The sequence below is a fragment of the Bacillus sp. FH genome (assembly GCF_052216825.1).
GTDB classification, from domain to species: domain Bacteria; phylum Bacillota; class Bacilli; order Bacillales; family Bacillaceae_G; genus Bacillus_A; species Bacillus_A paranthracis.
In genome coordinates this window covers 2,310,646-2,336,684 of sequence record NZ_JBQOUU010000001.1, presented here as the reverse complement: position 1 = coordinate 2,336,684, position 26,039 = coordinate 2,310,646, and the positions used below count along the sequence as shown (strand labels likewise).

General features: G+C 36.1%; 26 protein-coding genes. 22 read left to right on the top strand and 4 right to left on the bottom strand.

What is annotated here, in order from left to right; genetic code table 11:
* Nucleotides 1–27 precede the first annotated feature (27 nt).
* The 20 genes from comFA (at nucleotide 28) to ACTT1L_RS12375 (ending at nucleotide 20,554) form a co-directional block, all read left to right on the top strand.
* Entirely contained in the window at nucleotides 28–1,377 is a 1,350-nt protein-coding gene (gene comFA, locus ACTT1L_RS12470) for an ATP-dependent helicase ComFA (protein WP_000879439.1), read from the top strand.
* A complete protein-coding gene (locus tag ACTT1L_RS12465; protein ID WP_074541125.1) occupies nucleotides 1,377–2,081 on the top strand; it encodes a ComF family protein in 705 nt (234 codons plus the stop codon). The genes comFA and ACTT1L_RS12465 overlap by 1 nt, the downstream gene beginning before the upstream one ends.
* A gap of 126 nt (nucleotides 2,082–2,207) precedes the next feature.
* Nucleotides 2,208–2,405, top strand: a complete 198-nt coding sequence (cspC, locus tag ACTT1L_RS12460) for a cold shock protein CspC (RefSeq protein ID WP_001162041.1) — start codon at nucleotides 2,208–2,210, stop codon at nucleotides 2,403–2,405.
* A gap of 323 nt (nucleotides 2,406–2,728) precedes the next feature.
* Nucleotides 2,729–3,271, top strand: a complete 543-nt coding sequence (hpf, locus tag ACTT1L_RS12455; RefSeq protein WP_000671190.1) for a ribosome hibernation-promoting factor, HPF/YfiA family — start codon at nucleotides 2,729–2,731, stop codon at nucleotides 3,269–3,271.
* Nucleotides 3,272–3,593: 322 nt separating this feature from the next.
* Nucleotides 3,594–4,076 carry a hypothetical protein gene (locus ACTT1L_RS12450; protein ID WP_016718925.1) on the top strand — a complete coding sequence of 161 codons (483 nt, stop codon included), beginning with the start codon at nucleotides 3,594–3,596 and terminating at the stop codon, nucleotides 4,074–4,076.
* A gap of 117 nt (nucleotides 4,077–4,193) precedes the next feature.
* On the top strand, nucleotides 4,194–4,763 hold the full coding sequence (locus tag ACTT1L_RS12445) for a hypothetical protein (RefSeq protein ID WP_061131812.1): 570 nt from the start codon (nucleotides 4,194–4,196) through the stop codon (nucleotides 4,761–4,763).
* 31 nt (nucleotides 4,764–4,794) lie between these two features.
* Nucleotides 4,795–5,583 (top strand): hypothetical protein, encoded by a 789-nt coding sequence (locus ACTT1L_RS12440; protein ID WP_061131811.1) that lies wholly within the window; start codon nucleotides 4,795–4,797, stop codon nucleotides 5,581–5,583.
* Nucleotides 5,570–6,265 (top strand): hypothetical protein, encoded by a 696-nt coding sequence (locus ACTT1L_RS12435; protein ID WP_442821928.1) that lies wholly within the window; start codon nucleotides 5,570–5,572, stop codon nucleotides 6,263–6,265. The genes ACTT1L_RS12440 and ACTT1L_RS12435 overlap by 14 nt, the downstream gene beginning before the upstream one ends.
* A 71-nt stretch (nucleotides 6,266–6,336) precedes the next feature.
* A complete protein-coding gene (locus ACTT1L_RS12430; protein WP_061131956.1) occupies nucleotides 6,337–7,101 on the top strand; it encodes a hypothetical protein in 765 nt (254 codons plus the stop codon).
* 3 nt (nucleotides 7,102–7,104) lie between these two features.
* Nucleotides 7,105–7,743, top strand: coding sequence for an ATP-binding cassette domain-containing protein (locus ACTT1L_RS12425; RefSeq protein ID WP_000371027.1), 639 nt, complete (start codon nucleotides 7,105–7,107; stop codon nucleotides 7,741–7,743).
* 41 nt (nucleotides 7,744–7,784) lie between these two features.
* On the top strand, nucleotides 7,785–8,312 hold the full coding sequence (locus tag ACTT1L_RS12420) for a hypothetical protein (protein WP_071742125.1): 528 nt from the start codon (nucleotides 7,785–7,787) through the stop codon (nucleotides 8,310–8,312).
* A 504-nt stretch (nucleotides 8,313–8,816) separates the two neighbouring features.
* Nucleotides 8,817–11,324 carry a preprotein translocase subunit SecA gene (gene secA / locus ACTT1L_RS12415; RefSeq protein WP_000579366.1) on the top strand — a complete coding sequence of 836 codons (2,508 nt, stop codon included), beginning with the start codon at nucleotides 8,817–8,819 and terminating at the stop codon, nucleotides 11,322–11,324.
* A gap of 144 nt (nucleotides 11,325–11,468) precedes the next feature.
* A protein-coding gene (gene prfB / locus ACTT1L_RS12410; protein ID WP_096001716.1) for a peptide chain release factor 2 occupies nucleotides 11,469–12,567 on the top strand; the annotation gives its coding sequence in 2 pieces (ribosomal slippage) (nucleotides 11,469–11,540 and nucleotides 11,542–12,567; 1,098 coding nt in all).
* Nucleotides 12,568–13,010: 443 nt separating this feature from the next.
* A complete protein-coding gene (gene cccB, locus ACTT1L_RS12405) occupies nucleotides 13,011–13,334 on the top strand; it encodes a cytochrome c551 (RefSeq protein WP_000727972.1) in 324 nt (107 codons plus the stop codon).
* Between the two features lie 289 nt (nucleotides 13,335–13,623).
* Nucleotides 13,624–14,310, top strand: a complete 687-nt coding sequence (gene ftsE / locus ACTT1L_RS12400; RefSeq protein ID WP_000594318.1) for a cell division ATP-binding protein FtsE — start codon at nucleotides 13,624–13,626, stop codon at nucleotides 14,308–14,310.
* Nucleotides 14,300–15,193 (top strand): permease-like cell division protein FtsX, encoded by an 894-nt coding sequence (ftsX, locus tag ACTT1L_RS12395; protein ID WP_000645019.1) that lies wholly within the window; start codon nucleotides 14,300–14,302, stop codon nucleotides 15,191–15,193. Before ftsE ends, ftsX begins: the two co-directional genes overlap by 11 nt.
* A 118-nt stretch (nucleotides 15,194–15,311) precedes the next feature.
* Complete coding sequence (locus tag ACTT1L_RS12390; RefSeq protein WP_000830290.1) at nucleotides 15,312–16,748, top strand: S41 family peptidase; 1,437 nt, start codon at nucleotides 15,312–15,314, stop codon at nucleotides 16,746–16,748.
* Nucleotides 16,749–16,988: 240 nt separating this feature from the next.
* Nucleotides 16,989–18,191: a PDZ domain-containing protein gene (locus ACTT1L_RS12385; protein ID WP_033671838.1), complete on the top strand. Its 1,203-nt coding sequence runs from the start codon at nucleotides 16,989–16,991 to the stop codon at nucleotides 18,189–18,191.
* Nucleotides 18,192–18,461: 270 nt separating this feature from the next.
* Nucleotides 18,462–20,177: an ABC transporter ATP-binding protein gene (locus tag ACTT1L_RS12380; protein ID WP_000944619.1), complete on the top strand. Its 1,716-nt coding sequence runs from the start codon at nucleotides 18,462–18,464 to the stop codon at nucleotides 20,175–20,177.
* A 65-nt stretch (nucleotides 20,178–20,242) separates the two neighbouring features.
* Nucleotides 20,243–20,554 carry a YbjQ family protein gene (locus ACTT1L_RS12375; protein WP_000637521.1) on the top strand — a complete coding sequence of 104 codons (312 nt, stop codon included), beginning with the start codon at nucleotides 20,243–20,245 and terminating at the stop codon, nucleotides 20,552–20,554.
* A 100-nt stretch (nucleotides 20,555–20,654) separates the two neighbouring features.
* Here ACTT1L_RS12375 and abc-f read toward each other — a convergent pair whose 3' ends face one another.
* The 4 genes from abc-f to ACTT1L_RS12355 all read right to left on the bottom strand — a co-directional run bounded on the left by abc-f (nucleotide 20,655) and on the right by ACTT1L_RS12355 (nucleotide 24,417).
* A complete protein-coding gene (gene abc-f, locus ACTT1L_RS12370; protein ID WP_214328439.1) occupies nucleotides 20,655–22,289 on the bottom strand; it encodes a ribosomal protection-like ABC-F family protein in 1,635 nt (544 codons plus the stop codon).
* 264 nt (nucleotides 22,290–22,553) lie between these two features.
* Nucleotides 22,554–23,099, bottom strand: coding sequence for a flavodoxin family protein (locus tag ACTT1L_RS12365; RefSeq protein ID WP_061131807.1), 546 nt, complete (start codon nucleotides 23,097–23,099; stop codon nucleotides 22,554–22,556).
* Between the two features lie 4 nt (nucleotides 23,100–23,103).
* Complete coding sequence (locus ACTT1L_RS12360) at nucleotides 23,104–23,472, bottom strand: MerR family transcriptional regulator (RefSeq protein ID WP_001219201.1); 369 nt, start codon at nucleotides 23,470–23,472, stop codon at nucleotides 23,104–23,106.
* Between the two features lie 51 nt (nucleotides 23,473–23,523).
* The gene (locus tag ACTT1L_RS12355) at nucleotides 23,524–24,417 is read right to left on the bottom strand and encodes a LysR family transcriptional regulator (RefSeq protein ID WP_001100010.1); all 894 of its coding nucleotides are present in this window, start codon (nucleotides 24,415–24,417) and stop codon (nucleotides 23,524–23,526) included.
* Nucleotides 24,418–24,568: 151 nt separating this feature from the next.
* Between ACTT1L_RS12355 and ACTT1L_RS12350 the strand changes: the two genes are divergently transcribed.
* Nucleotides 24,569–25,591, top strand: coding sequence for a YeiH family protein (locus ACTT1L_RS12350; protein WP_000438463.1), 1,023 nt, complete (start codon nucleotides 24,569–24,571; stop codon nucleotides 25,589–25,591).
* Nucleotides 25,592–25,833: 242 nt separating this feature from the next.
* Nucleotides 25,834–26,031, top strand: a complete 198-nt coding sequence (locus ACTT1L_RS12345) for a helix-turn-helix transcriptional regulator (RefSeq protein ID WP_000538359.1) — start codon at nucleotides 25,834–25,836, stop codon at nucleotides 26,029–26,031.
* The last annotated feature ends 8 nt before the right edge of the window (nucleotides 26,032–26,039 follow it).

Genomic DNA, 26,039 nt, shown 5'->3' with positions numbered 1-26,039 from the left:
TTATAGTAGTGCTGGAGGTGAGTGCTAATGCTTGCTGGAAAACAGTTGCTATTAGAAGAACTCTCTTCAGATTTACGGAGAGAATTAAGTGATTTGAAAAAGAAGGGAGAGGTTGTATGTGTACAAGGTATAACAAAGAATACTTCTAAATATATATGTCAGCGCTGCGGAAATATAGAGCAGCGGCTATTTGCATCATTTTTATGTAAAAGGTGCGGTAAAGCATGTGCGTATTGCCGGAAGTGTATCACGATGGGGAGAGTTAGCGAATGTACTGTACTTGTTCGCGGGATTCATGAAAGAAACGGAGACAGGGAGCTAAATCCATTACAGTGGAATGGGGCTTTATCGATTGGTCAGGAGTTGGCGGCGCAAGGAGTTATAGAAGCGATTAAGCAGAAAGAATCTTTTTTTATTTGGGCTGTGTGCGGGGCTGGAAAAACAGAAATGTTATTTTACGGTATAGAAGAGGCGCTCCAAAAAGGAGAAAGAGTTTGTATCGCAACGCCAAGGACTGACGTTGTACTGGAATTAGCGCCGAGATTACAAGAAGTGTTTCCAAGTATAACTGTAGCTGCTTTATACGGAGGGAGTGTAGATCATAAAAAAGATGCAGCGTTAGTCGTTGCAACGACTCACCAACTGTTACGTTACTATAGAGCGTTTCATGTGATGATTGTAGATGAGATTGATGCCTTCCCGTATCATGCGGATCAAATGTTACAGTATGCAGTTAGGCAAGCAATGAAAGAGAAAGCAGCGCGTATTTATTTAACTGCAACCCCTGATGAAAAGTGGAAGCGTAATTTCAGAAGAGGGAAACAAAAAGGTATCATTGTTTCGGGAAGATACCATCGTCACCCGTTACCAGTTCCTCTATTTAGTTGGTGCGGAAATTGGAAGAAAAGCCTCCATCATAAAAAAATTCCTCGTGTGTTACTACAATGGTTAAAAATGAACTTAAACAAAAAGTATCCTATTTTTTTATTTGTTCCTCATGTGCGATATATAGAAGAAATAAGTCAGTTGTTGAAAGGGTTGGATAATAGAATCGATGGCGTGCATGCAGAAGATTCGATGAGAAAAGAAAAAGTAGCATCTTTCAGAAAGGGAGACATTCCGTTATTAGTTACAACGACAATTTTAGAAAGAGGAGTAACTGTGAAGAACTTACAAGTGGCTGTGTTAGGAGCTGAAGAAGAAATTTTTTCAGAGAGTGCGCTCGTACAAATTGCAGGCCGAGCGGGGCGTAGTTTTGAAGAGCCATATGGTGAGGTTATGTATTTTCATTACGGTAAGACAGAGGCAATGGTACGCGCGAAAAAACATATTCAAAGTATGAACAAAAATGCGAAAGAACAAGGATTGATCGATTAATGCATTGTTTACTTTGTGATGAATATATGGTGGAAACAGTTAGTTGGTACACCTTTTTTGTAAAGTCCCCAAAAAAATATGTATGTGATAGATGTGAGCAAAAACTTTCCTATATTATAGGAGGAATTTGCATGGATTGTGGTCGTCCTTTAGATGACTTACCTACTCGATATAAAGAAAATGACATTTGCATGGACTGTGTAAGATGGAGGAATGAGGAAGGATATCGTCCTTTTAAAAATCGTTCGTTGTACGTGTACAATGATGATATGAAAGGTATACTAGCGCAATTTAAGTTTCGAGGTGATGCGGAGTTAGTTCGTATTTTTTATCAATCTTTTCGGGTGTTATTTCAAAAGTATTTTACGGACGTTTCAACCGTTATTGCTGTTCCGCTTAGTAGGGAACGGGAATATGAACGAGGTTTTAATCAAGCAGAGTTATTAGCAGCTTGTTTGCCTGTCAAAAATTTTTATTCATCATTAAGAAGGAAGGAAACAGAAAAGCAAAGTAAGAAGTCGCGTAAAGAAAGGCTTTCGGGAAGTAATCCTTTTTATTTTCAGAGAGAAGAGATGTTTCATGGTCAACATATTTTACTTGTTGATGATGTATATACGACAGGAATTACAGTGAGACAAATTGGAAGTCTTTTCTATGATAAAGGAGCAAGCGAAGTTTCTAGTTTGACGCTCTGTAGAAGTTGATCTGTAACTGTCGAAAGAGATAATAAAAAGACGATAAGTCTTCTTTGACTTCGTAAGTTGTCATTCGTTATAGTGAAATTATGGGGCAAATGCCCTGATTTTTAGAGTGAAGGGAATGGAATGAACATGCAAGGAAGAGTAAAATGGTTCAATGCAGAAAAGGGATTTGGGTTTATTGAGCGTGAAGACGGTGATGATGTGTTTGTTCATTTTTCTGCTATTCAACAAGATGGATATAAGTCATTGGAAGAAGGGCAACAAGTTGAGTTTGATATTGTAGAGGGAGCACGTGGACCGCAAGCAGCTAATGTTGTAAAACTGTAGGTATATTGTTTTTGGGAAGAGAAAGCTGCGTTTGTGGCAACGTTATATATATGTAGTAGAACCTCTTGTTTTTTTGCAAGGGGTTTTTGTTATAAAATGAGTTGTCAAAAAGTTGTTTCTTTTCTGTAACGAATTGTCCACAGTTATATTCGTTATTCACGATGTTAATAGGATAAAATAAAGATAGAAACGATGCATCTTTTCATTTCAACAAAAAACGATAAAAAAATCGCAATTCCACTAATTTTTTTAAAAAAGTTAGAAGGAGTTTTTAAGCCGGTGTCGAAATTATAGTACATAGGCTTGAAAGGAGGAATTCATCTATGAAATTCAACATTCGTGGTGAAAATATTGAAGTAACTCCAGCATTAAAGGAATATGTAGAGAAAAAACTAAGTAAGTTAGAGCGTTATTTTGATACATTCCCAGAGATTAAAGTTAATTTAAAAGTATACTCTGACAAGCAACGTGTCGAGGTAACAATTCCATTTACTGATTTATTACTTCGTGCAGAAGAAACTAATAGCGATATGTACGCTGCTATCGATTTAGTAGTTGATAAACTTGAGCGACAAATTCGTAAACATAAAACAAAAGTAAATCGTAAGTTACGTGAGAAAGGTTCTATGAAAACGAACTTTATCCTTCCAGAAGCAGTAGCTGTTCTGGATGAGGTAGAAGAGGATGAACTAGAACTTGTACGTACAAAACGATTCGATTTAAAACCGATGGACGTTGAAGAGGCAATCTTACAAATGGATATGCTAGGACATAATTTCTTCGTCTTCACAAATGCTGATACAAATGAAACTAACGTTGTATATGGCCGTAAAGATGGGAAATATGGTTTAATTGAAACTAAATAATAATTCAAAAGCGTAGCCGAAATGGCTGCGCTTTTTTTATATTTTAGTTTTTGTTTTTCGAAAGGTGAGTTACTCTTTATGATTTGGAACAGGCATAGGTAAGTAGTTATCTCTATAAGTAATTTTTTGCTAGGAGTGTATTATTATTTTTGTTAATTTGTCAAAATGTTTACCATTATAAATATAACATTAAGTTTTCTGAATGCTATTGAGAGTACATCGAGAGATTGTTATTGTTATATTGCGTTATAGAGATTTTATTTATTCCCTCGGTGAAAAAATAAGATTAGTATAATGCTACAAATTATCGGAGGTGCTTTTAGTGAGTATTAAGAAAAAAAGTCGTTTTATGCTTGGATCTGTTTTATCTTTAGGTATTTTAGCTAGTACTTTCGTTTTAACCGAACCAGCTAATGCTGATACAAGGGATGATCATGTAGAATTTACCTTTAGACTTTGGAGTGCATATGATTTTACTAACGCACGTCCTAAAGAGACACCTACTTCTATGTATATGCGTGTGAAGAGCAGTGAGAAGGGCGGTGGTTCTTTCAATGTTTGGACAGAAGCGGATAAAAATAAAGGTAAAGGTGATAGAGATTGGGTAAATGTTTCAGGTGAGTCAGGTAAGCATGAAGGAACGGTGCGACCAGGTAAAACGTATCTTTTCCAAAATTACGCATATGAAAACTATGGGAAAAATGTACCTGTGAGATTCGGTGGTTATTCTAGAGAAAATAATGCTTATCCTACTGCTTGGAGTCCTGATAGTGTAAGACCTAGTGGACCTTACACTGAATATTGATTTAGAAATTATAAATTAAAATTATTTATTGTGTAACGTTAGAAAAAGTCGTCTAGTTCGTCATCTGGATTATACGACTTTTTCTACTATTTCATTTTTTGAATAGGAGGTGCTGCAATGAAGCTTATTTCAAAATATATTTTATTCTGTTGTTTTATATTGATTATTTGTTTATTAGCTTCTTGCCATAAGAAAGTAGATGAACCTATTGTAAATATTGAAGATACTTTAACGGAAAAAGATAATTTGAAAAGTATTCAGTTGAAAGAAATTAATAAAAATACTGTTTTTGAACAAGTATTTTTGGAAAATGAAACTGGTGATGATTTCTTTCAAGGGCAAATAGATAGAAATGATATTGCAATAAAAGATAGGCTTTCAGATAAAAATTTAAAGTCAGGAGTTATACCAGAAAATTATTATGTTTTTTTAACGGGTGTTACGAACAAGAAAAAACCAGCGTATCTTTTGGGGCGGATTGAACAAACTGATGGAAAAGTAATTGAGTGGAAACAAGAAGTTAAGAGTGTAAAAAGAAAAGGTACAAATGATGTTTATCAGTATGAAGTTGAGTTTCCTAAATTTGAAGGTGAGAGAGTAAATGTTTCTTTTCGTTACCTCTGGTTAAATAAAGAAAATAAATGTTATGGTGTTGCGGATCAAATGTTCATGTTAAAAAAGATTTAAATTTCATTAATGGTTTATGGAGGAGCTGTAGATGAGTTACTTTTTAGGAAGGATTTTAAAAGGTAGGATGTTTTGGTTGTCTTTATTTATTATGTTAGTAATTGTCATTGCTCAATATATTTCTATGTGTGTAACAACGAAAGGATTTAATGATGCTGGGATCATAAAGGTATCTCCATATTTATCTAACATTTTATATTTTAATAGATTACCATTTTATAGTGAATTTTATCTACTTATATTTCCTGTGATTTCTGCAATGGCTGTAGCTGGGATTTATAGAATTGATAAAAATTATGGATTTATTTATCCTGTCATTTCTAAGATGGGAACGCGTCATTATTTTAGATTACTTTATTTTATTAATTTTATTGTATCTTTTTTTATTATAAGTGTCCCTTTACTATTTCATTTTTATTTATATGTGATGACTTATCCGACAGTTGCTCCGCATCCGATATTAAATTATATGGCTGCTACTGTTTCACCAACAGCTCAATTTCATACGGTTTATTATGAGTATCCGACTTTATATTTTCTTATGTATGTATTTTTAAATGGTTTATACGGTGCGGTTTTTTCAAGTTTGGCTTTATCAGTGTCATTTTTTATAAAACGAGTTTATTTTATTTATTTAGTGCCATTTATTTTACATATTTTTTGGCTTGGTATTGGAAAGGGAATTCTCAATCCTAAAGATTATTTAATTAAAGACTTCGGCTTTTTTGAATTACAAATTTTTCTTAGTGTGCTGTTATGTATTTGGTTTTGTTCTGTAGTTCTTTATTTACGGGGGAGTAGGAAGCATGTTCTTTTATAATGTAATGAAAGAAACTATAAGGATGAAATATATTTGGTTCAGTATTCTCTTTTTACTTAATGCTAGTATCATTGGTTGCTTGTTCAATTATTTTGAATCTGGAATTGTAAAAGAGAAAATGAACGAATTGGAAACCCTGTATAAGGTTATGTCGTTTTATAATTTGTCGACCATATTTATTCCTTTAACAATCGTTTTTTCTGTATATTCTATGTCGAGTTTTTTTAGTATTTATGTAGTTTACCGAGTGAATAATGCATTGAAATTAGTTTCTATATATTATTTGAAACTATTTGTTTTCGTTTGTTTTTTCGCTGGGAGTATGATTTTACAGTTATTTTTGATGTCAAATATGATGGCTGTAAATAGTATTTCTGTGAATTATCCATTATTATTTTGCATTCAATTATTTGCGACTATTTTTATATGTATGATAAGTGCTTTGTTGCAATTATTTTTACCTAGTTTACTTGTAATAATATGTATGATTACTGCCGTTTTATTAGATAGATTTATATTACATGGATTTTTATTTACAAATGCTTTTTATATAAATGTGTTTGAAGATGCTACTGGTTTACTTATACGCTTATTTGGATGTTTTTTTATCTTTTTTATAAGTGTATGGATTTTATCTAAAAAAAGTTATATTGCTATGAATGATGAGACAGAGGTGATCTAGTTTACATTATGATTTTATATCATTTGTTAAAAAGAGATTTATATGTAAGGTTTAGAGATTCCGTCAAGATAATGGCTTTTTTATTCTTAATTTACGCTATGATTGTAGTTACCTTTTTATACAATCAGCCTCTGAGTAATGGTAAAGAACCTGTATTAGTAGATGTTACCTTTTATCGATTTTTTCATGGAGTAGACTTTGTGGATTTATCTTATTTTTATAAGGAGGGGCGATTTTCTATCCCGTTTTATTGGATATTTTTTCAAATTACTCCTTTGTTGCTAGTAGGGAAGTTTGCTTTTTCAGATATTCAGCAGAATGGTGTTTATTTATTTCCTCGTGTTAAGAAGAAGCATTTTCTTTGGTTAACGAAAATACTATCTTTGTTTTTTTACATAATTAGTATTTGGATTGTTATGTATTTGATTTGGTTTACTGTTTATTATTTGCTTACTTTTGGCGGGCATTCTTTTTCAAATGTATATAGTCAATTTTCTTATAAGATAGTAGGTACTATGCTAATTCAAATTATTATAAGCTTTTTATTAGCTTTGATTTTTGAGTTTTTAACATTTTATATACCAATAACTATTGTTTTTGTACTAATGTTGTTATACCTATTTTTGTCTATTTTCTTTCATAGTATTTATTTTTTAGGCTCTTTTGTTATGCCAAATCGTTGGTATTTTGTTGATCACAGCTCAATTCAATTGACTTTAGGTAATAATCAATCTATTCAATGGCATGAGTTACTTTTAATCGGAGTAGTAATTGTTGTTGTAATGATTTTATTAGGTAGTTTTTGTTTTAAAAAACTAGATGTGATAGGTGAATAATTTATGGACAATTATATTAAATGTGAATGTATGACGAAAAGATTAAAAGGAAATATTGTGTTAGATAATATTAGTTTGTCAGTAAAAAAAGGCGAATTTTTAGTTTTGAAGGGGCATAATGGCTCTGGTAAAACGATGATTTTACGCGCTATCTCAGGGTTAATGCGTTTGAATTCTGGAGTTGTTTATATAGATAATGAAATAATTGGAAAACAAAAGCAATTTCCTGATTCTATGGGAATATTGATTGAATATCCAAGTTTTATTCCAGGGTATACTGGTTTTCAGAACTTGAAATTTTTATCATCGATTAACAATAAAATCTCCGATGAGGAGATTTATAATATTATTCAAAGGGTTGGACTTGATAAAACAGATAAGAGAAAGTATAAAAGATACTCTTTAGGTATGAAACAACGTTTAGGGATAGCGCAAGCTTTAATGGAACAACCAAAATTACTGTTATTAGACGAGCCAACGAATGCTTTAGATAGTGATGGGATAAAAGATGTTTTAGATATTTTGAAAGTAGAAAAAGCCAAGGGAACGACTATTGTTGTAGCCAGTCATGATGTGCATGTTCTAGATAATGAAATGGTAGATCGTATTGTACATGTTAATAATGGAAAGTTGGTAGATTAAGAGTGGCAAGAAAATATGTCTTAATAAGCGTTGGATTGTGTCTGTTGCTATGTATATTTGCTAGTTTATTAAGATTTAAAACATTAAATCTTAATAATGAATCTTATAAAGTGGTAAAAGATGAGTTTTTATCTAATAGAACTTTTGAAGATGGGCAAGGAGTTACGTTTCATGCACTTAATCCTCTTGATCCTACAAAAGTTTATGATCCCTATGAAGACCGTGAAGTAGTGACGTATGTTTTACCTTTAGATATTACAAATACAACAAATCGAGATATTAACTTGCTTAGTAATAAGTCTATTTCCGATACAATGTTTTATTCTAAAATAGGTGAGTTTTATAATGTAATCCCTTATTCAATGGAATTACCTAAAAAATATCAGTTTGATCCTGTAATACCTGCTGGTAAAACAGTACGAGGGTATATAGGGACAAATTATTTTATAGGAGATGACCCTTATAAAAATTATAAAAACTTTTCAAATGAATCAACTAAAGTGAAATTCATTTCGTGTATAAAGGATAAGGAAGGGAAATATCATGAATTAGAAATACCGATAAATTAATAAAATTTATGATTGATACAGCTATATTTTAATGTTGTTTGTAGATCTTGCAACATAACAATATTTTTTAAAGTCGGGGTTTTTTTGCAGGTGTAAGTACCCATGGATGCTACACCTGCGAAGTTTCCGGCTTTTTGTAATTGTCGATTTAGATTTTATTAAGGAATTTCTGGTAGTCATGTTCTTTAAAAGGAAACTTGAAAGAATAGGACTTAGATTTAATACGAAATTTGTAACGTGAAATTGAAATAGCGAGACAGAGAAAAGGAACGTAACAAATAAAATAAAAACTTTTTTTGAATATAAGGCCCGACATTTTGCCGATTGTTGTCATAGTTATAAGACAAGTGTTACAATTATCATTAGGTATATACATTTTAGTTTTTTTAATTAGGAGAAAAATTGGCATAACATACATTTGATTTTTATAACGACTGATTGTAATAGAGAAAAAGAAAAAACAATCGGAAGTTTTATTTTAATAAAAAGAGGAGCGTATTTCCTATGATCGGTATTTTAAAAAAGGTATTTGATGTAAATCAACGCCAAATTAAACGTATGCAGAAGACAGTTGAGCAAATTGATGCATTAGAGCCATCTATTAAGCCATTAACTGATGAACAATTAAAAGGGAAGACGCTTGAATTTAAAGAACGTCTAACAAAAGGTGAAACAGTAGATGATCTACTACCTGAAGCTTTTGCGGTTGTTCGTGAAGCTGCGACTCGTGTTCTTGGAATGCGTCCGTATGGTGTACAGTTAATGGGTGGTATTGCCTTACATGAAGGGAATATCTCTGAGATGAAAACGGGTGAAGGTAAAACGTTAACATCTACATTACCTGTATATTTAAATGCTTTAACAGGAAAAGGTGTTCACGTTGTTACAGTCAATGAATACTTAGCACAACGTGATGCGAGCGAAATGGGACAACTTCATGAGTTCCTAGGATTAACAGTAGGAATTAATTTAAACAGTATGTCACGCGAAGAGAAACAAGAGGCTTATGCTGCTGATATTACGTATAGCACAAATAATGAGCTTGGATTCGATTACTTACGTGACAACATGGTTTTATATAAAGAGCAGTGCGTTCAACGCCCACTGCACTTTGCTATTATCGATGAAGTCGATTCTATTTTAGTCGATGAAGCGCGTACGCCACTTATTATTTCTGGACAAGCTCAAAAATCAACAGAGCTGTACATGTTTGCAAATGCATTCGTTCGTACGTTAGAAAATGAAAAAGATTATTCATTTGATGTGAAGACGAAAAATGTAATGTTAACAGAAGATGGTATTACGAAAGCGGAGAAAGCTTTCCATATTGAAAACTTATTTGATTTAAAACATGTAGCGCTTCTTCACCATATTAATCAGGCACTTCGTGCGCACGTTGTTATGCATCGTGATACAGATTATGTTGTACAAGAAGGCGAAATCGTAATTGTAGACCAATTTACTGGTCGTCTTATGAAAGGTCGTCGTTATAGCGAAGGGTTACACCAAGCTATCGAGGCAAAAGAAGGCGTAGAAATTCAAAATGAAAGTATGACACTTGCGACAATTACATTCCAGAACTACTTCCGTATGTACGAAAAGTTATCTGGTATGACTGGTACAGCGAAAACAGAGGAAGAGGAATTCCGTAACATTTATAATATGAACGTTATCGTAATTCCAACGAACAAACCGATTATTCGTGATGACCGTGCAGATTTAATCTTCAAATCAATGGAAGGTAAATTTAATGCTGTTGTTGAGGATATTGTAAATCGTCATAAACAAGGGCAACCAGTTCTTGTCGGTACAGTTGCGATCGAAACGTCAGAACTTATTTCAAAAATGTTAACGCGTAAAGGTGTACGTCATAACATCTTAAATGCGAAAAACCATGCGCGTGAAGCGGATATCATTGCAGAAGCAGGTATAAAAGGCGCTGTAACGATTGCGACGAACATGGCAGGTCGTGGTACAGATATTAAGCTTGGAGACGATGTGAAAAACGTTGGTTTAGCCGTTATCGGTACAGAGCGTCACGAAAGTCGTCGTATTGATAACCAGTTACGTGGTCGTGCTGGTCGTCAAGGGGACCCAGGTGTTACGCAGTTCTACTTATCAATGGAAGATGAACTAATGCGTCGCTTCGGTTCAGATAATATGAAAGCGATGATGGATCGCCTTGGTATGGATGATTCTCAGCCAATCGAAAGTAAAATGGTTTCTCGTGCAGTAGAATCTGCGCAAAAACGTGTAGAAGGAAATAACTATGATGCACGTAAGCAGTTACTACAATATGATGATGTACTTCGTCAGCAACGTGAAGTTATTTACAAACAGCGTCAAGAGGTAATGGAGTCTGAGAACTTACGCGGTATTATTGAAGGTATGATGAAATCTACAGTAGAGCGTGCGGTTGCACTTCATACACAAGAGGAAATTGAAGAAGATTGGAACATTAAAGGTCTTGTTGACTACTTAAATACAAACCTTCTGCAAGAAGGAGATGTGAAAGAAGAAGAATTACGTCGCCTTGCTCCAGAGGAAATGAGCGAGCCAATTATCGCGAAATTAATAGAGCGTTACAACGAAAAAGAGAAGCTTATGCCAGAAGAGCAAATGCGTGAATTCGAAAAAGTTGTTGTATTCCGTGTTGTAGATACGAAATGGACAGAGCATATCGATGCGATGGATCACCTTCGTGAAGGTATTCATTTACGTGCTTACGGTCAAATTGATCCACTTCGTGAGTATCAAATGGAAGGATTCGCAATGTTTGAATCAATGATTGCTTCTATTGAAGAGGAAATTTCTCGTTACATTATGAAGGCTGAAATTGAACAAAACTTAGAGCGTCAAGAAGTTGTTCAAGGTGAAGCTGTTCACCCATCTAGCGATGGCGAAGAGGCGAAGAAAAAACCAGTTGTAAAAGGTGACCAAGTGGGCCGCAACGATTTATGTAAATGTGGTAGCGGTAAAAAATATAAAAACTGCTGTGGCATTGGGAAGTAATATAGGGCGGTAGACCAGGCTGCTTTGCAAACTTTTACATCAAAAATGTATAATTAAGAAGGATTAAACTCTCTCCGTCATAAGTGGAGAGAGTTTCCCTTGTTTTCATGCGAAAGTAACAGCAATTACATAGAGGTGAAGGAAATGGAATTAGTAGAAATTAGACAGGAATTAGAGAAAATGGCTAAGAGATTAGCGGCTTTTAGGGGGTCTCTTTGACCTCCCTACTAAGGAGAAACAAATTGCAGAATTAGAAGAGAAAATGATGGGCGCAGGATTTTGGGATGACCAACAAGGCGCACAAGCTGTAATTAACGAAGCAAATGCACTGAAAGATATGGTTGGAAAGTTCCGTCAGCTAGATGAGACGTTCGAAAACCTAGAAATTACGCATGAGCTTTTAAAAGAAGAGTATGATGAAGATTTACATGAGGAACTTGAATCAGAAGTAAAAGGCTTAATTCAAGAAATGAATGAGTATGAGCTGCAGTTACTACTTAGCGATCCTTATGATAAAAATAACGCCATTTTAGAATTACACCCAGGTGCTGGTGGAACAGAGTCACAAGATTGGGGCTCTATGTTACTACGTATGTACACACGTTGGGCTGAAAAACGTGGGTTTAAAGTAGAAACTGTTGACTACTTACCAGGTGATGAAGCTGGTATTAAGAGTGTTACTTTATTAATTAAAGGTCATAACGCTTACGGTTACTTAAAAGCTGAGAAAGGTGTACATCGTCTTGTACGTATTTCACCATTCGATTCTTCAGGCCGTCGTCATACATCGTTCGTATCTTGTGAAGTTGTACCTGAGTTCAATGACGAAGTTGAAATTGAAGTGCGTACAGAAGACTTGAAAATTGATACGTATCGTGCAAGTGGAGCGGGTGGACAGCATGTTAATACGACAGATTCAGCAGTTCGTATTACGCATACACCGACAAATACGGTTGTAACGTGTCAGTCAGAGCGTTCTCAAATTAAAAACCGTGAGCATGCGATGAAGATGTTAAAAGCGAAATTATATCAAAAGAAATTAGAAGAGCAACAAGCGGAGTTAGATGAAATTCGCGGAGAACAAAAAGAAATCGGATGGGGTAGCCAAATCCGTTCTTACGTATTCCACCCATATTCTCTTGTGAAAGACCACCGTACAAATACTGAGGTCGGTAATGTGCAAGCAGTTATGGATGGAGAAATTGATCCGTTTATTGATGCTTACTTACGTTCTCGCATCTAATAAGCTAAGTGAAAAAAAGCCAACAAAATTGTTGGCGCACGTTGAGGATATAGAGGACATAAAGAGTGCTATTTTATTTATATGGATGAAGTACAGAGGAAGAGAAGTTGGAAACGACAACTTCTCTTTTTGATGGGATTATATGTAGCATACAATGTTGTATATTGTTTTGTAAAAAGTAGAAAATAGTAAAACAGATTGGCAATAGAGTAAGGCTTTCTACAGAATTTTTCTAAATTCCCGTTCAAAAAGAATCCTTTATAGAAGTTTATAAGTTGTTCACAGAATTGAAACAACTTATAAAAGCTTTATATCATTAGGGTTCTCACTTTATTTTTGAAGAATATGAAATACACCTTAGTTTTTCTATATAAAGATAATGCTTATAATGAAAATGAGTGTGTTAGGAATGAAAAGAATATCAACAATGGGGAGCGATAGAAGTGAAAAAGAAATTATTGGCTATTGCGCTAGGAACATCAGTCGTTTTTGCTTTAGGAGCGTGTGGAAATAAAGAAGAGAGTAAGTCTTCGAACCAGTCTGCAAGTACAGACAGTGCAGAACAAATTTTCCAAAGAAGTTGTGCTGGGTGTCACGCAACAGATTTATCAGGAGCAACTGGACCTGATTTAAGAAAAGTAGGCGGGAAGTACGACGCTGCAGATATCGAAGAAATTATTAAAAAAGGTCGCGGTTCAATGTCGCCAGGACTTATTCAAGGTGAAGATGCGAAAAAAGTAGCTGAGTGGTTAGCTGAACATAAATAAAAAGGGGTAAAATGGACGAGTTGATTCATATAATCAACTCGTTTCCCTTTTTTTGGAATGTAACATAACTGTAACAAAAATGTATCCAAACTGGAAACCGTTTGATGTTACAATGAGGTTTGTAGAATTTTGCTGAAATATATTACATAGAGTAGTATTGCTTAGAAAAAGAGTATAAGTAGACTACCTTCAACAAGAGTGGTTTAAAAGAGAATAAAGGTTTAGCTTTTATTTTCAAATGTACAGAAAAGTATTTCGAAAAAAATCATTAAGTATTGGGTGATAAATAATGATAAAAATGACGAATGTTTATAAGGAGTACCCGAATGGTATGAAAGCCATTGCTGGTCTCACAGTTAACATTAAACAAGGCGAGTTTGTATACGTAGTTGGACCGAGTGGAGCCGGAAAATCTACATTTATTAAAATGATGTATCGTGAAGAGAAGCCATCTACAGGATCAATTAATGTAAATGGTCTTACTATCGAGTCATTAGCAGAAAGAGACGTTCCATATTTCCGTCGTCAATTAGGCGTGATTTTCCAAGACTTTAAATTACTACCTAAATTAACGGTATATGAGAATGTTGCGTTTGCCTTAGAAGTAATTGAAGAAGAGCCAGATGCAATTCGTGAGCGTGTAACAGAAGTGTTAGGTCTTGTAGGTCTTGAAGATCGTGCAGACGCACTTCCAAGCGAACTTTCAGGCGGGGAGCAGCAACGTGTTGCGATTGCGAGAGCAATTGTTAATAGACCAAAGGTTGTAATTGCCGATGAGCCAACAGGTAACTTAGATATTGAAACAGCTCTTGATATTATGAAGATTTTCACGCGCATTAATGAGCGTGGTACAACGATCGTTATGGCGACACATAACGCAGATATCGTAAATACAATCCGTCATCGTGTAATCGCGATTGAAGGCGGAAAAATTGTTCGAGATGAGATGGAGGGAGGATACGGATATGAAGGCTAAGACCCTTAGTCGACATTTGCGAGAAGGTGTAAAGAATCTATCACGTAACGGATGGATGACGTTTGCTTCTGTTAGTGCGGTAACAGTTACATTATTACTTGTAGGTGTCTTTTTAACAGCGATTATGAATATGAACCATTTTGCGACGAAAGTAGAGCAAGATGTAGAAATTCGTGTACACATTGATCCAGCAGCAAAAGAAGCTGACCAAAAGAAATTAGAAGATGATATGAGTAAGATTGCAAAAGTAGACTCTATTAAATATTCTTCTAAAGAAGAAGAGTTAAAACGTTTAATTAAAAGTTTAGGCGATAGCGGAAAGACATTTGAGTTATTTGAACAAGATAACCCACTTAAAAACGTATTCGTTGTAAAAGCAAAAGAACCAACAGATACAGCAACAATTGCGAAAAAGATTGAAAAAATGCAGTTTGTAAGTAATGTTCAGTACGGAAAAGGGCAAGTTGAACGATTATTTGATACTGTAAAAACTGGTCGTAACATCGGGATTGTGTTAATTGCTGGTCTTTTATTCACAGCGATGTTCTTAATCTCTAATACAATTAAAATTACAATTTATGCTCGTAGTACAGAAATCGAAATTATGAAACTTGTAGGTGCAACAAACTGGTTTATTCGTTGGCCGTTCTTATTAGAGGGATTATTCCTAGGAGTATTAGGATCAATTATTCCAATTGGCTTAATTCTAGTTACGTATAATTCGTTGCAAGGTGTGTTTAACGAAAAACTTGGCGGAACAATTTTCGAACTTCTACCATACAGTCCATTCGTATTCCAATTAGCTGGTTTACTAGTGTTAATCGGGGCTTTAATCGGTATGTGGGGAAGTGTAATGTCAATTCGTCGCTTCTTAAAAGTATAAAAAGTTGCAAACATAATTCGTACAAGCTTATCATATAGTAGAAATAGGTAAAGGCATCACACACTGTGTGATGCCTTTTGCTACACCACCTGTGTGTTTTGGAAAGGGGAATTCCGCATTGAAACGTAGAGTTGCAATTATTGGAATGGTTGTTGCATTTTTAATTGGTGCTGGCGGAATGTTTGCGGGTATGTCTTTATTTGGGGTTAACCCAGCAGAAGTAACGCAAACAATTTCGAATGGAAACGCTAGCACTGCGCAAGGGAATTTGGCAAAAATTAATGAGGCGTATGCACTAATTGATTCACGTTATGTGGAAGACGTGAAAGATGAAAAATTAGTCGAAGGTGCAATACAAGGCATGTTGTCTACGCTGAAGGACCCTTATTCCACGTATATGGATAAAGAAACGGCTAAACAGTTTAGTGAATCACTTGATCCCGAGTTAGAAGGGATTGGGGCTGAGGTGAACAAAACGGACGGTAAGCTTATTATCGTATCTCCAATTAAAGGCTCACCAGCAGAAAAGATTGGAATTAAACCGAATGACCAAATTTTATCTGTAGATGGAAATAGTGTGAAAGATTTATCACGTGAAGAAGCAGTATTAAAGATTCGTGGTAAAAAAGGAACGACTGTTGCGATTGAAATTAAGCGTGCAGGAGTAGCTGATCCGATTGTATTTAAAATTAAGCGTGAAAAAATTCCAATCTTCACAGTGTTTAGCTCTGTGAAACAAGAGAGTGGAAAAGATATCGGTTATATGCAAATCACTTCTTTTGCTGAAAATACAGCGAAAGAATTTAAGGATCAGTTAAAAGAGTTAGAGAAGAAAAACATAAAAGGCTTAGTTATTGACGTACGTGGTAATCCAGGTGGCTACTTAAATAGTGTAGAAGAGATACTAGGAGAAATTATGACGGATAAAAAGCCGATGCTACAAGTAGAGCAAAGAAATGGTGAGAAGAAGAAATTCTCTACGGAACTAAAAGAGAGAAAGCCATATCCGATTTCAGTACTAATTGATAACGGAAGTGCTTCTGCTTCAGAGATTTTAGCGGGTGCGCTAAAAGAGGGAGAAGGATACGATTTAATTGGTGAAAAAACGTTTGGCAAAGGTACTGTTCAGCAAGCTGTTCCATTTAAAGATGGCAGCAACATCAAATTAACGATGTTCAAATGGTTAACACCGGATGGAAACTGGATTCATAAAAAAGGAATCAAGCCAACTGTAGAAGTGAAACAACCAGATTATTATCATGCGACACCAATTCAAATTGAAAAGACACTTTCATACAATGCAAATGATGTACAAGTAAAACATGCCCAAGAAATGCTTAAGAGTTTAGGGTATGTACCAGGACGTGAAGATGGCTACTTTAGTAAAGAGACAGAATCAGCACTGAAAGCATTCCAAAATGCGAATAAGATGGAAGCGACAGGACAGCTCGATAAAAAGACAGCTGAGGCGATTCAAACGAAAATTATTGAAAAAATCCGTTCTGGAGAAAATGATCTACAATTACAGTCAGCATTAAAATTAATGGCGAAGTAAAGTGAAACTTTAATCAGTGGGGAGCTTCATCCCCCACTGATTATTAGTTGAACCAATCGGACTTTTATGGACAGTTGACTCCCCACCTAAATTCTTTGTTTTCGCTGAATTTTGAGGTGGGAGGCTTACTGCCCATTAAAGTGGGATAAAAAGAAATACAGGCGGTTTGCTGCCTGTATTTTTTTGTGTTAAACAAACGTTTGTCCAGTTATGATAATATAAAAAGAAAGAATGATATAAATGGTGGTGAATGGGTTCGTGGAGGCATGGATTTTTGAAATAATGCGGGCAGTTGGACGTTTTTTCTTACACCCTGCTGTCTATGTATTTTTAATAAGTAGTATCTTCGTTGGATACTTACGTATGTTACGAGAACGAAAAGATTTTTCTTTTAAAGTTTATGATATTTGGTTTGAACTGCGAACATCTTTATTGGCGGGAGTTAAATACGGATTAATCGTATCTATCATTACGATTGGGCTCGGACTTGTTGTTTCTAAGGCGAGCTTATGGGCCATTTTACTTTGGACGTTACTATTTGGATTAACTGCTATGTATCGATATTTATCAGCAGCTTATACGTTTAGTATCGCGATTGTATGTGTTCTATTATCTTCTAAGCTACCAGTTTCTTTCTTACAGCTTGGAGAAGGTGAAGAGAATACAATCGTATCCCTTGCTATTTTGCTAGGCATCATGCTCGTTGTAGAGGGCTTGTTGATTTCTAAAAATGCAGTAGGATATTCGACGCCGAAGATTAGGAAGGGTAAGCGCGGATTAAAGATTGGTTTACACGAATCAAAGCGTTTATGGATCATTCCTATTTTTATTCTTGTGCCAGGTGACGCAGTAACGCAGTTTATTTCATGGTGGCCTGTCGTTTCAATCGGTTCACATACATATTCTCTATTCCTCGTTCCATTTTTAATTGGATTTATGAGAAGGATTAGAAGTTATGAGCCGACGGAAGCTTTATTATTTACAGGAAGACGTGTGTACGGATTAGCAGGACTTGTGCTTGTTTTAGGAATCGCAAGTTATTGGTGGCACGTACTTGCCATTATTGCAATGGGCGTTGCAATGCTTGGACGTTTTACAATTTCCATGCAAGAGAAAATTGCGGATGAAACAAGACCAGCGTACTTCGCTGCACGTAATGATGGACTCGTTGTACTAGATACAATTCCAAATACAATTGGAGCAGAGCTGAATTTACTGCCTGGAGAAATGATTACGAAAGTAAATGGAGTCATTCCAAGAAGTGCTGAGGAATTTTATGATGCGCTTCAAACGAAGACGACAGGAGCATTTTGTAAGTTAGAAGTTTTAGATACAAATGGAGAACTTCGCCTTGCTCAAACGGCATTATACGCTGGTGGACATCACGAATTAGGTATTGTGTTTGTTCAGCAGGAGCATGAGTGGGATTCGGAAGCGATGTAATAGAAGAAAAGGTATCACCTTGTGGTGATGCCTTTTTTTGTGTAAGCAGGGCGGTAGTTATAGTACATGAAATTTATATCGGCGATTTTGCAAATATATCAGCGCAACTCGAAATATATCGGCGATTATTCGAATATATCGACTTTCCGGCCAAAAACGACAACTATCGCAAAGCTTATTTTCAGTTTCATAGACGGATAACTTGAATAATTATTTGATAATGGTTATCATTTAGGGAGTCTTTTTAATTTTGGAAAATGGAGGTAAGATATGCTGCGTAAATTTTTTTCTTACTATAAACCGTATAAAGGTTTATTTATACTCGACTTTTCTTGTGCGGTCGTCGCAGGATTATTAGAGCTCGGCTTCCCGCTTATCGTAAATCAATTTATTGATAAGTTATTGCCAGGGCAAAACTGGACGCTTATTTTATGGGCTTGTTTCGGTTTACTCGCAGTTTATATGTTAAATGCAGGCTTACAATATGTCGTTACATATTGGGGACATATGCTTGGTGTTAACATTGAAACAGATATGAGGCAGAAATTATTTGATCATATTCAAAAGCTATCATTCAGATTTTTTGATAATAATAAAACAGGTCATTTAATTTCACGCCTTACAAACGATTTAATGGAGATTGGGGAAATTGCTCACCACGGGCCAGAAGATTTATTTATTGCCGTTATGACTTTAGTTGGGGCATTTTCATTTATGATGATGATCAACTGGAAGTTAGCGCTATTAACGTTCTTCGTCATTCCATTCTTATTATGGTTAGCACTTTACTTCAATAAAAAAATGACAGGTACATTTAGACGTTTATTCTCAGATGTTGCTGATTTCAATGCATGTATTGAGAACAACGTTGGTGGTATTCGCGTTGTACAAGCATTCGGAAATGAAAAGTTTGAGAAAGAGCAATTTGCTGTTAATAATGCTCGTTTCCGTACAACGAAATTAATGGCGTATAAAATTATGGCGCTAAATTCGTCAATTAGTTATATGCTTATGCGTCTCGTAACGCTCTTCGTCTTAATATGCGGTACATGGTTTGTTCTGCAAGGAGAATTAACGTACGGTGGATTTATCGGATTCGTTCTATTAACGAATATTTTCTTCCGTCCAATTGAAAAAATTAATGCGGTAATCGAAAGCTATCCTAAAGGGATCGCCGGTTTTAAAAGGTATGTAGAGCTTCTTGAAACAGAGCCAGATATTGTGGACTCTAAAGATGCAATGGAAGTAAAACATGTACATGGTGATATTCAATATAACAACATTACATTTGGATATGAAAACAAAGAACCGATTTTAAATGATATTAGTTTGAAAATACATGCAGGTGAAACAGTTGCGTTCGTTGGGCCATCTGGAGCTGGAAAAACGACGTTATGTAGTTTATTACCACGCTTTTATGAGCAATCATCTGGATCGATTCAAATTGATGGTATTGATACGAAAGACATGACGTTATCTTCACTCCGTAAGCAAATTGGAATTGTGCAGCAAGATGTGTTCTTATTCTCAGGAACAATTCGTGAAAACATTGCTTACGGAAATTTAAAAGCATCAGAGGCTGAAATTTGGCAGGCGGTAAAGAGAGCTCAATTAGAAGATTTAATTTACTCACAACCAGACGGTTTAGATACTGTTATCGGTGAGCGCGGCGTGAAACTTTCAGGCGGACAGAAGCAGCGTTTAGCGATTGCTCGTATGTTCTTGAAAAATCCGCCAATTTTAATATTAGATGAAGCGACTTCTGCGCTAGATACAGAGACGGAACTTGCAATTCAAAAATCACTTGCTGAACTATCTGTCGGCCGTACAACGTTAGTTATCGCTCACAGACTTGCAACGATTAAAAATGCAGATCGCATCGTCGTTGTAAATAAAGATGGGATTGCAGAACAAGGTTCACATGATGAATTAATTGAGCAAGGCGGAGGATACAGTAGGTTATACGAAGCTCAGTTTAGTTCGTAAATATAATTTTTGCCGAATTAGCGCACCATAAGTAAGTGAAAATCTTATATGGGAGGCTATACGGTATGATTGTAACAACAACTTCTACAATTCAAGGGAAAGAAATTATTGATTATGTCGATATCGTGAATGGAGAAGCGATTATGGGCGCGAATATCGTTCGTGACCTTTTTGCTTCTGTTCGTGACGTTGTCGGCGGTCGCTCAGGCGCTTACGAAAGCAAATTGAAAGAAGCACGTGACATTGCAATGGAAGAGATGAAAACTCTCGCAAGGCAAAAAAATGCGAATGCCATCGTTGGTATCGATGTGGATTATGAAGTCGTTCGCGAAGGGATGCTAATGGTTGCTGTGAGCGGGACTGCTGTTCGTATCTGAAGTAAAAAGCCGTGCTGATGCACGGCTTTTTATATGCTATGTCGAAGATTCAATATTTCTTGGGAAATGCGGCAGGTCCCGTCGATATATAGGGAAGACATTAGAGCGCTTCTTTACATTTCCGGATTTGAACTAATAATGTTTCGTATTCTTGTTCGAGAGATGTGATGTCATCGTGATGATTTTGTATGGAAATTCGGCCGATGATTTCTGTTAATTTTGTTTGTAATCGTAACAATTCTTGTTCAGTAACATTTACAGAATCCTCGGTTGTTCTCTTGGTGTATTGCTCGTAATTGCCGTGGAATACTCTAGGTTCACTCTCGTCTACTTTTAGAATATGGTCTGCCACAGAGCGAATAAAGGCACGGTCATGGCTAATGAAAAGTATAGTGCCAGGATATTCTTGTAACATGCTTTCTAATTCTTCTTGCGTTGCTAAGTCTAAATAGTTTGTCGGTTCATCGAGCAGAAGCATATTATAGTTTCCTAAAAATACTTTTGCGAGTGCAACCTTCATTCGCTCACCCCCGCTTAGAACGTGCACAGGCTTATGAACATCTTCACGGCGGAATAGAAGCCTTGCAAGTATTGTGCGAACGAACGATTCTGTATAATTTGTTTCTTCTAGAACATTTTCTAAAATGGTTTTATCTGTTTTTAAAATGGATAGTGTTTGTTCGAAGTATCCAATTTTACAACTCTTTGAGAGCTGAATGCCACGCTCGTTTGCGAGAAGCATGTTGAACAAAGTCGTTTTTCCACTTCCGTTTGCGCCTAAAATAGCAAGCTTTGCACCTGGAGCAATAGTTCCATTCAGATTTTTAAATAGTGTACGATTACCTATTTTCTTTGTCGCTTTATTGAACTGTACTGCCACTTTACTATGAATAGGTGTATGGTATTGCACGTCAAACTGAGCTTGAGAAAGATCCTTTGGCTTTTCCTTCTTTTCTAGTTTTTCGAGACGTGTTTCTAATGCTTTCGCTGCTTTACTAACCTGTTCTTGGCCATGAGCCCCACTTAATTTATAAAGTTTAGATTCAGATGAACTGAACCGTGTTGGGATTTTTGTCATGCTAGAAGCACGTTGCTTTTTTTGTAAAATGGACTGCTCTAAACGATTTTTTTCTTGTACATATTGCTCATATTCTGCTTGTTTTTGTATTCGCTCACGTTCTTTTTGCTTGCGATAGTTTGAATAATTACCTTTATACTCTTGAATCGTACCATCTTCGATTTCAATGATTTTTGTACATATCGCATCTAAAAAGTCACGATCATGTGATATTAAAACAAGTGCCCCTTTATAAGATAAAAGTGCCTTTTCTAATTGTTCTGTACCGGCCATATCTAAGTGGCTTGTTGGTTCATCAGCGAATAAAATGCCTGCATTCTGTTCAAGAGCGTGGGCAATCTTTAGACGCATTCGTTCACCGCCGCTCATTGAATTTGAAACGTTTGAAATGCTCCATTTTCCTTTTGCGAGAGAAGAAGTGGTTTCCGGTACTTCCTCGCTAAGCTGAGGAATGATGCTGATAGAACTATGATGAGTTACTATGCCTTTGTCAGCTTCTATTTCTTTACTTAATATTTGTAATAACGTAGATTTACCAGCACCGTTGACTCCGACAATTCCTATGCGATCCTGTGATTGAATTTCCAGTGATGGTAACGTAAATAGTGTACGATCACCAAAGCCCTTTTCAATATTACGTGCGAATAAAATAGTCATAAAAAAACCTCCCTAGTTTCACTAGAGAGGATAAACGTCGCCCTTGCATGTAAAAATCGTACATAAATAAACGATTTTTCACATGATCGTTTCGAAAGAAAGTATCGACAAATGGACAGACTAATCCTCTGCTAGTTTTCATCATTTTTGTTCACTATTTGTGATGGATGAAATAAATAAGAGAATTAGAACTTCATTGGTCAAAGTACCTTCCTTTCATAATATTACTTTTATTGTATGCGCATACAAATAAGTTTGTCAAACTTATTTCAGCTTGTAATTTTTGAATTCGTTATTATAAATTTGTGCTTTTGCCAGCGCCTCAGCATCATTTTGGATTTCATCTAATCCATTCGCATCCCCAATAATATAACCTTCAAATGATGAACCAACAAAATCAAAGATGTATTGGAACTGGGAGATAAGCGGTAATGCTTTTAGTTTTGGATTATCGCCGCCAACGATGACAACATACATTTTTTTACCTTTCATTTTTTCTTTGAAATGAAGAGATGTATCGCGCAAGCTTTGTGACCAGCGATCGACAAAGTTTTTCATATGACCGCTCATCCCGTACCAATATAATGGTGTAGCAAAGATAATTGTGTCGTGCTCTAACATGCGTTTCGTTAACTGCTCGTAGTCATCATCTACAGGTTGGAATCCTTCAGCATCATGACGCTGGTCTGTAATAGGATAGACTGTGTGATCACGTAAATAAATTTGTTCTGTTTCAATTCCATCAACCATCATATGTGTTAAAGCTTCCGTATTTCCATTTTGTCTTGAACTGCCGTGTATAACAAACATGTAATCATTCCTTTTCTTTTGCTTGTTTTAGGAGTGAAACGTGTTTTTGCAAATTCGTTTGAATATTGGAAAGCAATGAGATTTGCTTTGTTACTTCATTAAGTTTATCTTCATAAAGCGTAAGGATGCTGCTGCACGGATTGTCGTATAAGTGCGGTTCAATTTCAAGGCAGCGCAGCATCCTTGCCGTCTCTTCTAAATTCAAGCCAATTTGTAAGTACATTTGAATAAGCTCCACTTTTTCGATGGCACTTTCGTCAAAATCACGATAGCCATTTGCGAGGCGCTTCGAAGGAAGTAATCCCTTTTCTTCGTAATGTCTTAGTGATCTTTCGCTAACGCCAGTTTCTTTTGATAACTCCCCGATTCGCAATACGTTTCACTCCTTCTACATGTATTGTAAACCTTCACACTAATGTGAAGGTCAATGCTGTTTTTTCGCAAAAGAATTTACATGATTTAGAAACACTTGAATAGCTTTAGACGGAATAAAATATTTGCCGCGCACGATGGAGAATGGACGGATGAGTTGTTCATCTGGAACTTCGACGTGGAATAGTTCTTTTGCCAGTAGCTCTTTCCGTACAGTCCAATCAGAAAGGATAGCGATGCCAAGCCCAGCACTCACCGCTTCCTTCACGCTTTGAATACTGCTGAATGTAAAGGAACGCTTTAGTTTTAAATGGTGTTGATGAATAAAACGGTCACTATAGGCACGTGTACCAGAACCACTTTCTCTTAATACCCATACTTGATCTTGGAGTGTCCTTTCATTTATTTCATTTGTGCGGAGTAGTGGATGGTTTGGCGGGACGACGAGTTTCATTTCATCTTGCATAAACGTTTCAACGTCAACGTCGGCGTATACAACTTGACCTTCTACTAAGCCGATATCAATTTGATTAGAGCGAAGGCTTTGCAAAACGTCTTCTGTATTTGAAATAAGGGTATGAACTTCGACGCGTGGATTTTCATTGGCATAATTAGCGAGTATTTTTGGAAGTAAGTATTCGCCAATTGTAAAACTAGCACCGATGCGAAGCGTTCCTGTTACAACGTTATGTAGTTCATTAATTTCTTGTTTGGCATCTTCATAAAGAGAGAGCATTTGCTTTGCGTGTATATATAATATGTTTCCGGCCTCGGTCACTTGAACGTGCTTCGGGGATCGCTGAATGAGTGTAGTTCCAAATTCGTTTTCTAAGTTGCGAATGTGCATACTTACGCCAGGCTGTGAAAGGTTTAATAATTCTGCTGCACGGGAGAAATGTTTCTGCTCAACGACAGTAACAAAAATTTTTAAAATGTCTACGTTCATATCATCTGCTCCATTCTTTTTCTATCATCTTATCATAAGTATTTCTGATGATAGAGATTTGGTATTGGTATTAAACTTATTATAGAAACTCTCTTATAATGTAAGTAGAAAGAACATGCATGTTCCAATACGATTATTGGAGTGGTTCAAAGTGGAACAAACACTTGTTATACAAAAGAAGAAGCGTTTTGGATTTTCGCAAGGGATTGGGATTACACTATTAATCGCAATTGTGGCGAAATATTTAGCGGAGCTTCCATTTTTAAATATTATGGGACAATTAGTAATTGCTATTCTAATTGGGATGGTTTGGCGTGCGACAATTGGAGTCCCTCATGAAGCAATTGCGGGGACGAACTTTGCGAGTAAGAAGTTGCTGCGCTTTGGGATCATCTTACTTGGAATGCGATTAAATCTTGTTGATATTGCGAAGGCGGGACCGAAAGTATTGGTCATCGCAGCGGTTGTTATTACATTTACGATTTTCGTTGTATACGGACTAACGAAAGTATTTAAAGTAGAGAAGAAGCTTGGAATTTTAACAGCATGTGGAACAGCAATTTGCGGCGCGGCAGCGGTCGTGGCAATTGCGCCGCAAGTGAAAGCAAAAGATGATGAAACAGCAGTTGGGGCTGCAATCATTGCTATTTTAGGTACGATATTTACGCTTATTTATACGCTATTATATCCAGTGCTTGGCTTTTCTCCGTACGGCTACGGTGTATTCTCGGGTGCGACGCTGCACGAAATCGCTCATGTTATCGCAGCTGCGGCGCCAGGAGGAAGCACGGCTGTAGACATCGCAGTTATCGTGAAGTTAACGCGCGTTGCAATGCTTGTACCAGTAGCGATTTTGATTGGATTATGGTTTGGTAAGAGTGAGGGAAGCAAGGAAAAAAGATCATGGCGCGACCTTCCAATTCCGTGGTTCATTTTCGGATTTTTAGCGATGAGTGCGGTGCATTCTCTTGGCGTGATCCCAGAAGTTGTTGCGGGATATATTGTAGTCATCGCTTATATGCTTATCGCAATGGCGATGGCGGGGCTTGGCTTAAATGTAGAGTTTAAAACGTTCCGGAAGTTAGGAAGCAAAGCATTCGTGGCAGGGCTAATTGGCTCGGTTTGCTTATCGGTGCTTGGATATGTTCTTGTATATGCGTTAGGATTTATGTAGTAGAGGAGAGAGCTGTTCCCGAAGGTATTTGGGGACAGCTTTTTCTTATGCTTATCTTGCTACGGACGTCAGTAAGTCGATATATTTGAAAAATCGCCGATATAAATTGAATTACTCTTGTACTTTGTTAGAGTGGATGTTCAGTGAAATATTTTTCTAAAATTTGTAAAGATATCTTTACTTATAACTGGAAAAAATTTATAATTCAAGTAAAGATATCTTTACTTTTGAAGGTGGAGCCTATGGGTGTAAAAAATAAAATTAAAGAATTAAGAAAGCAACATCATATAACGCAAGTTGAAATGGCAAAGGCGATGCAGGTGACGCGGCAGACAATCGTGGCGATTGAAAACCATCATTACAACCCGAGTCTAGAGTTATCCTTAAAAATTGCCAAATATTTTGGAGTGAAGGTGGAAGAAATATTTACGCTAGAGTAAGGGGAGAG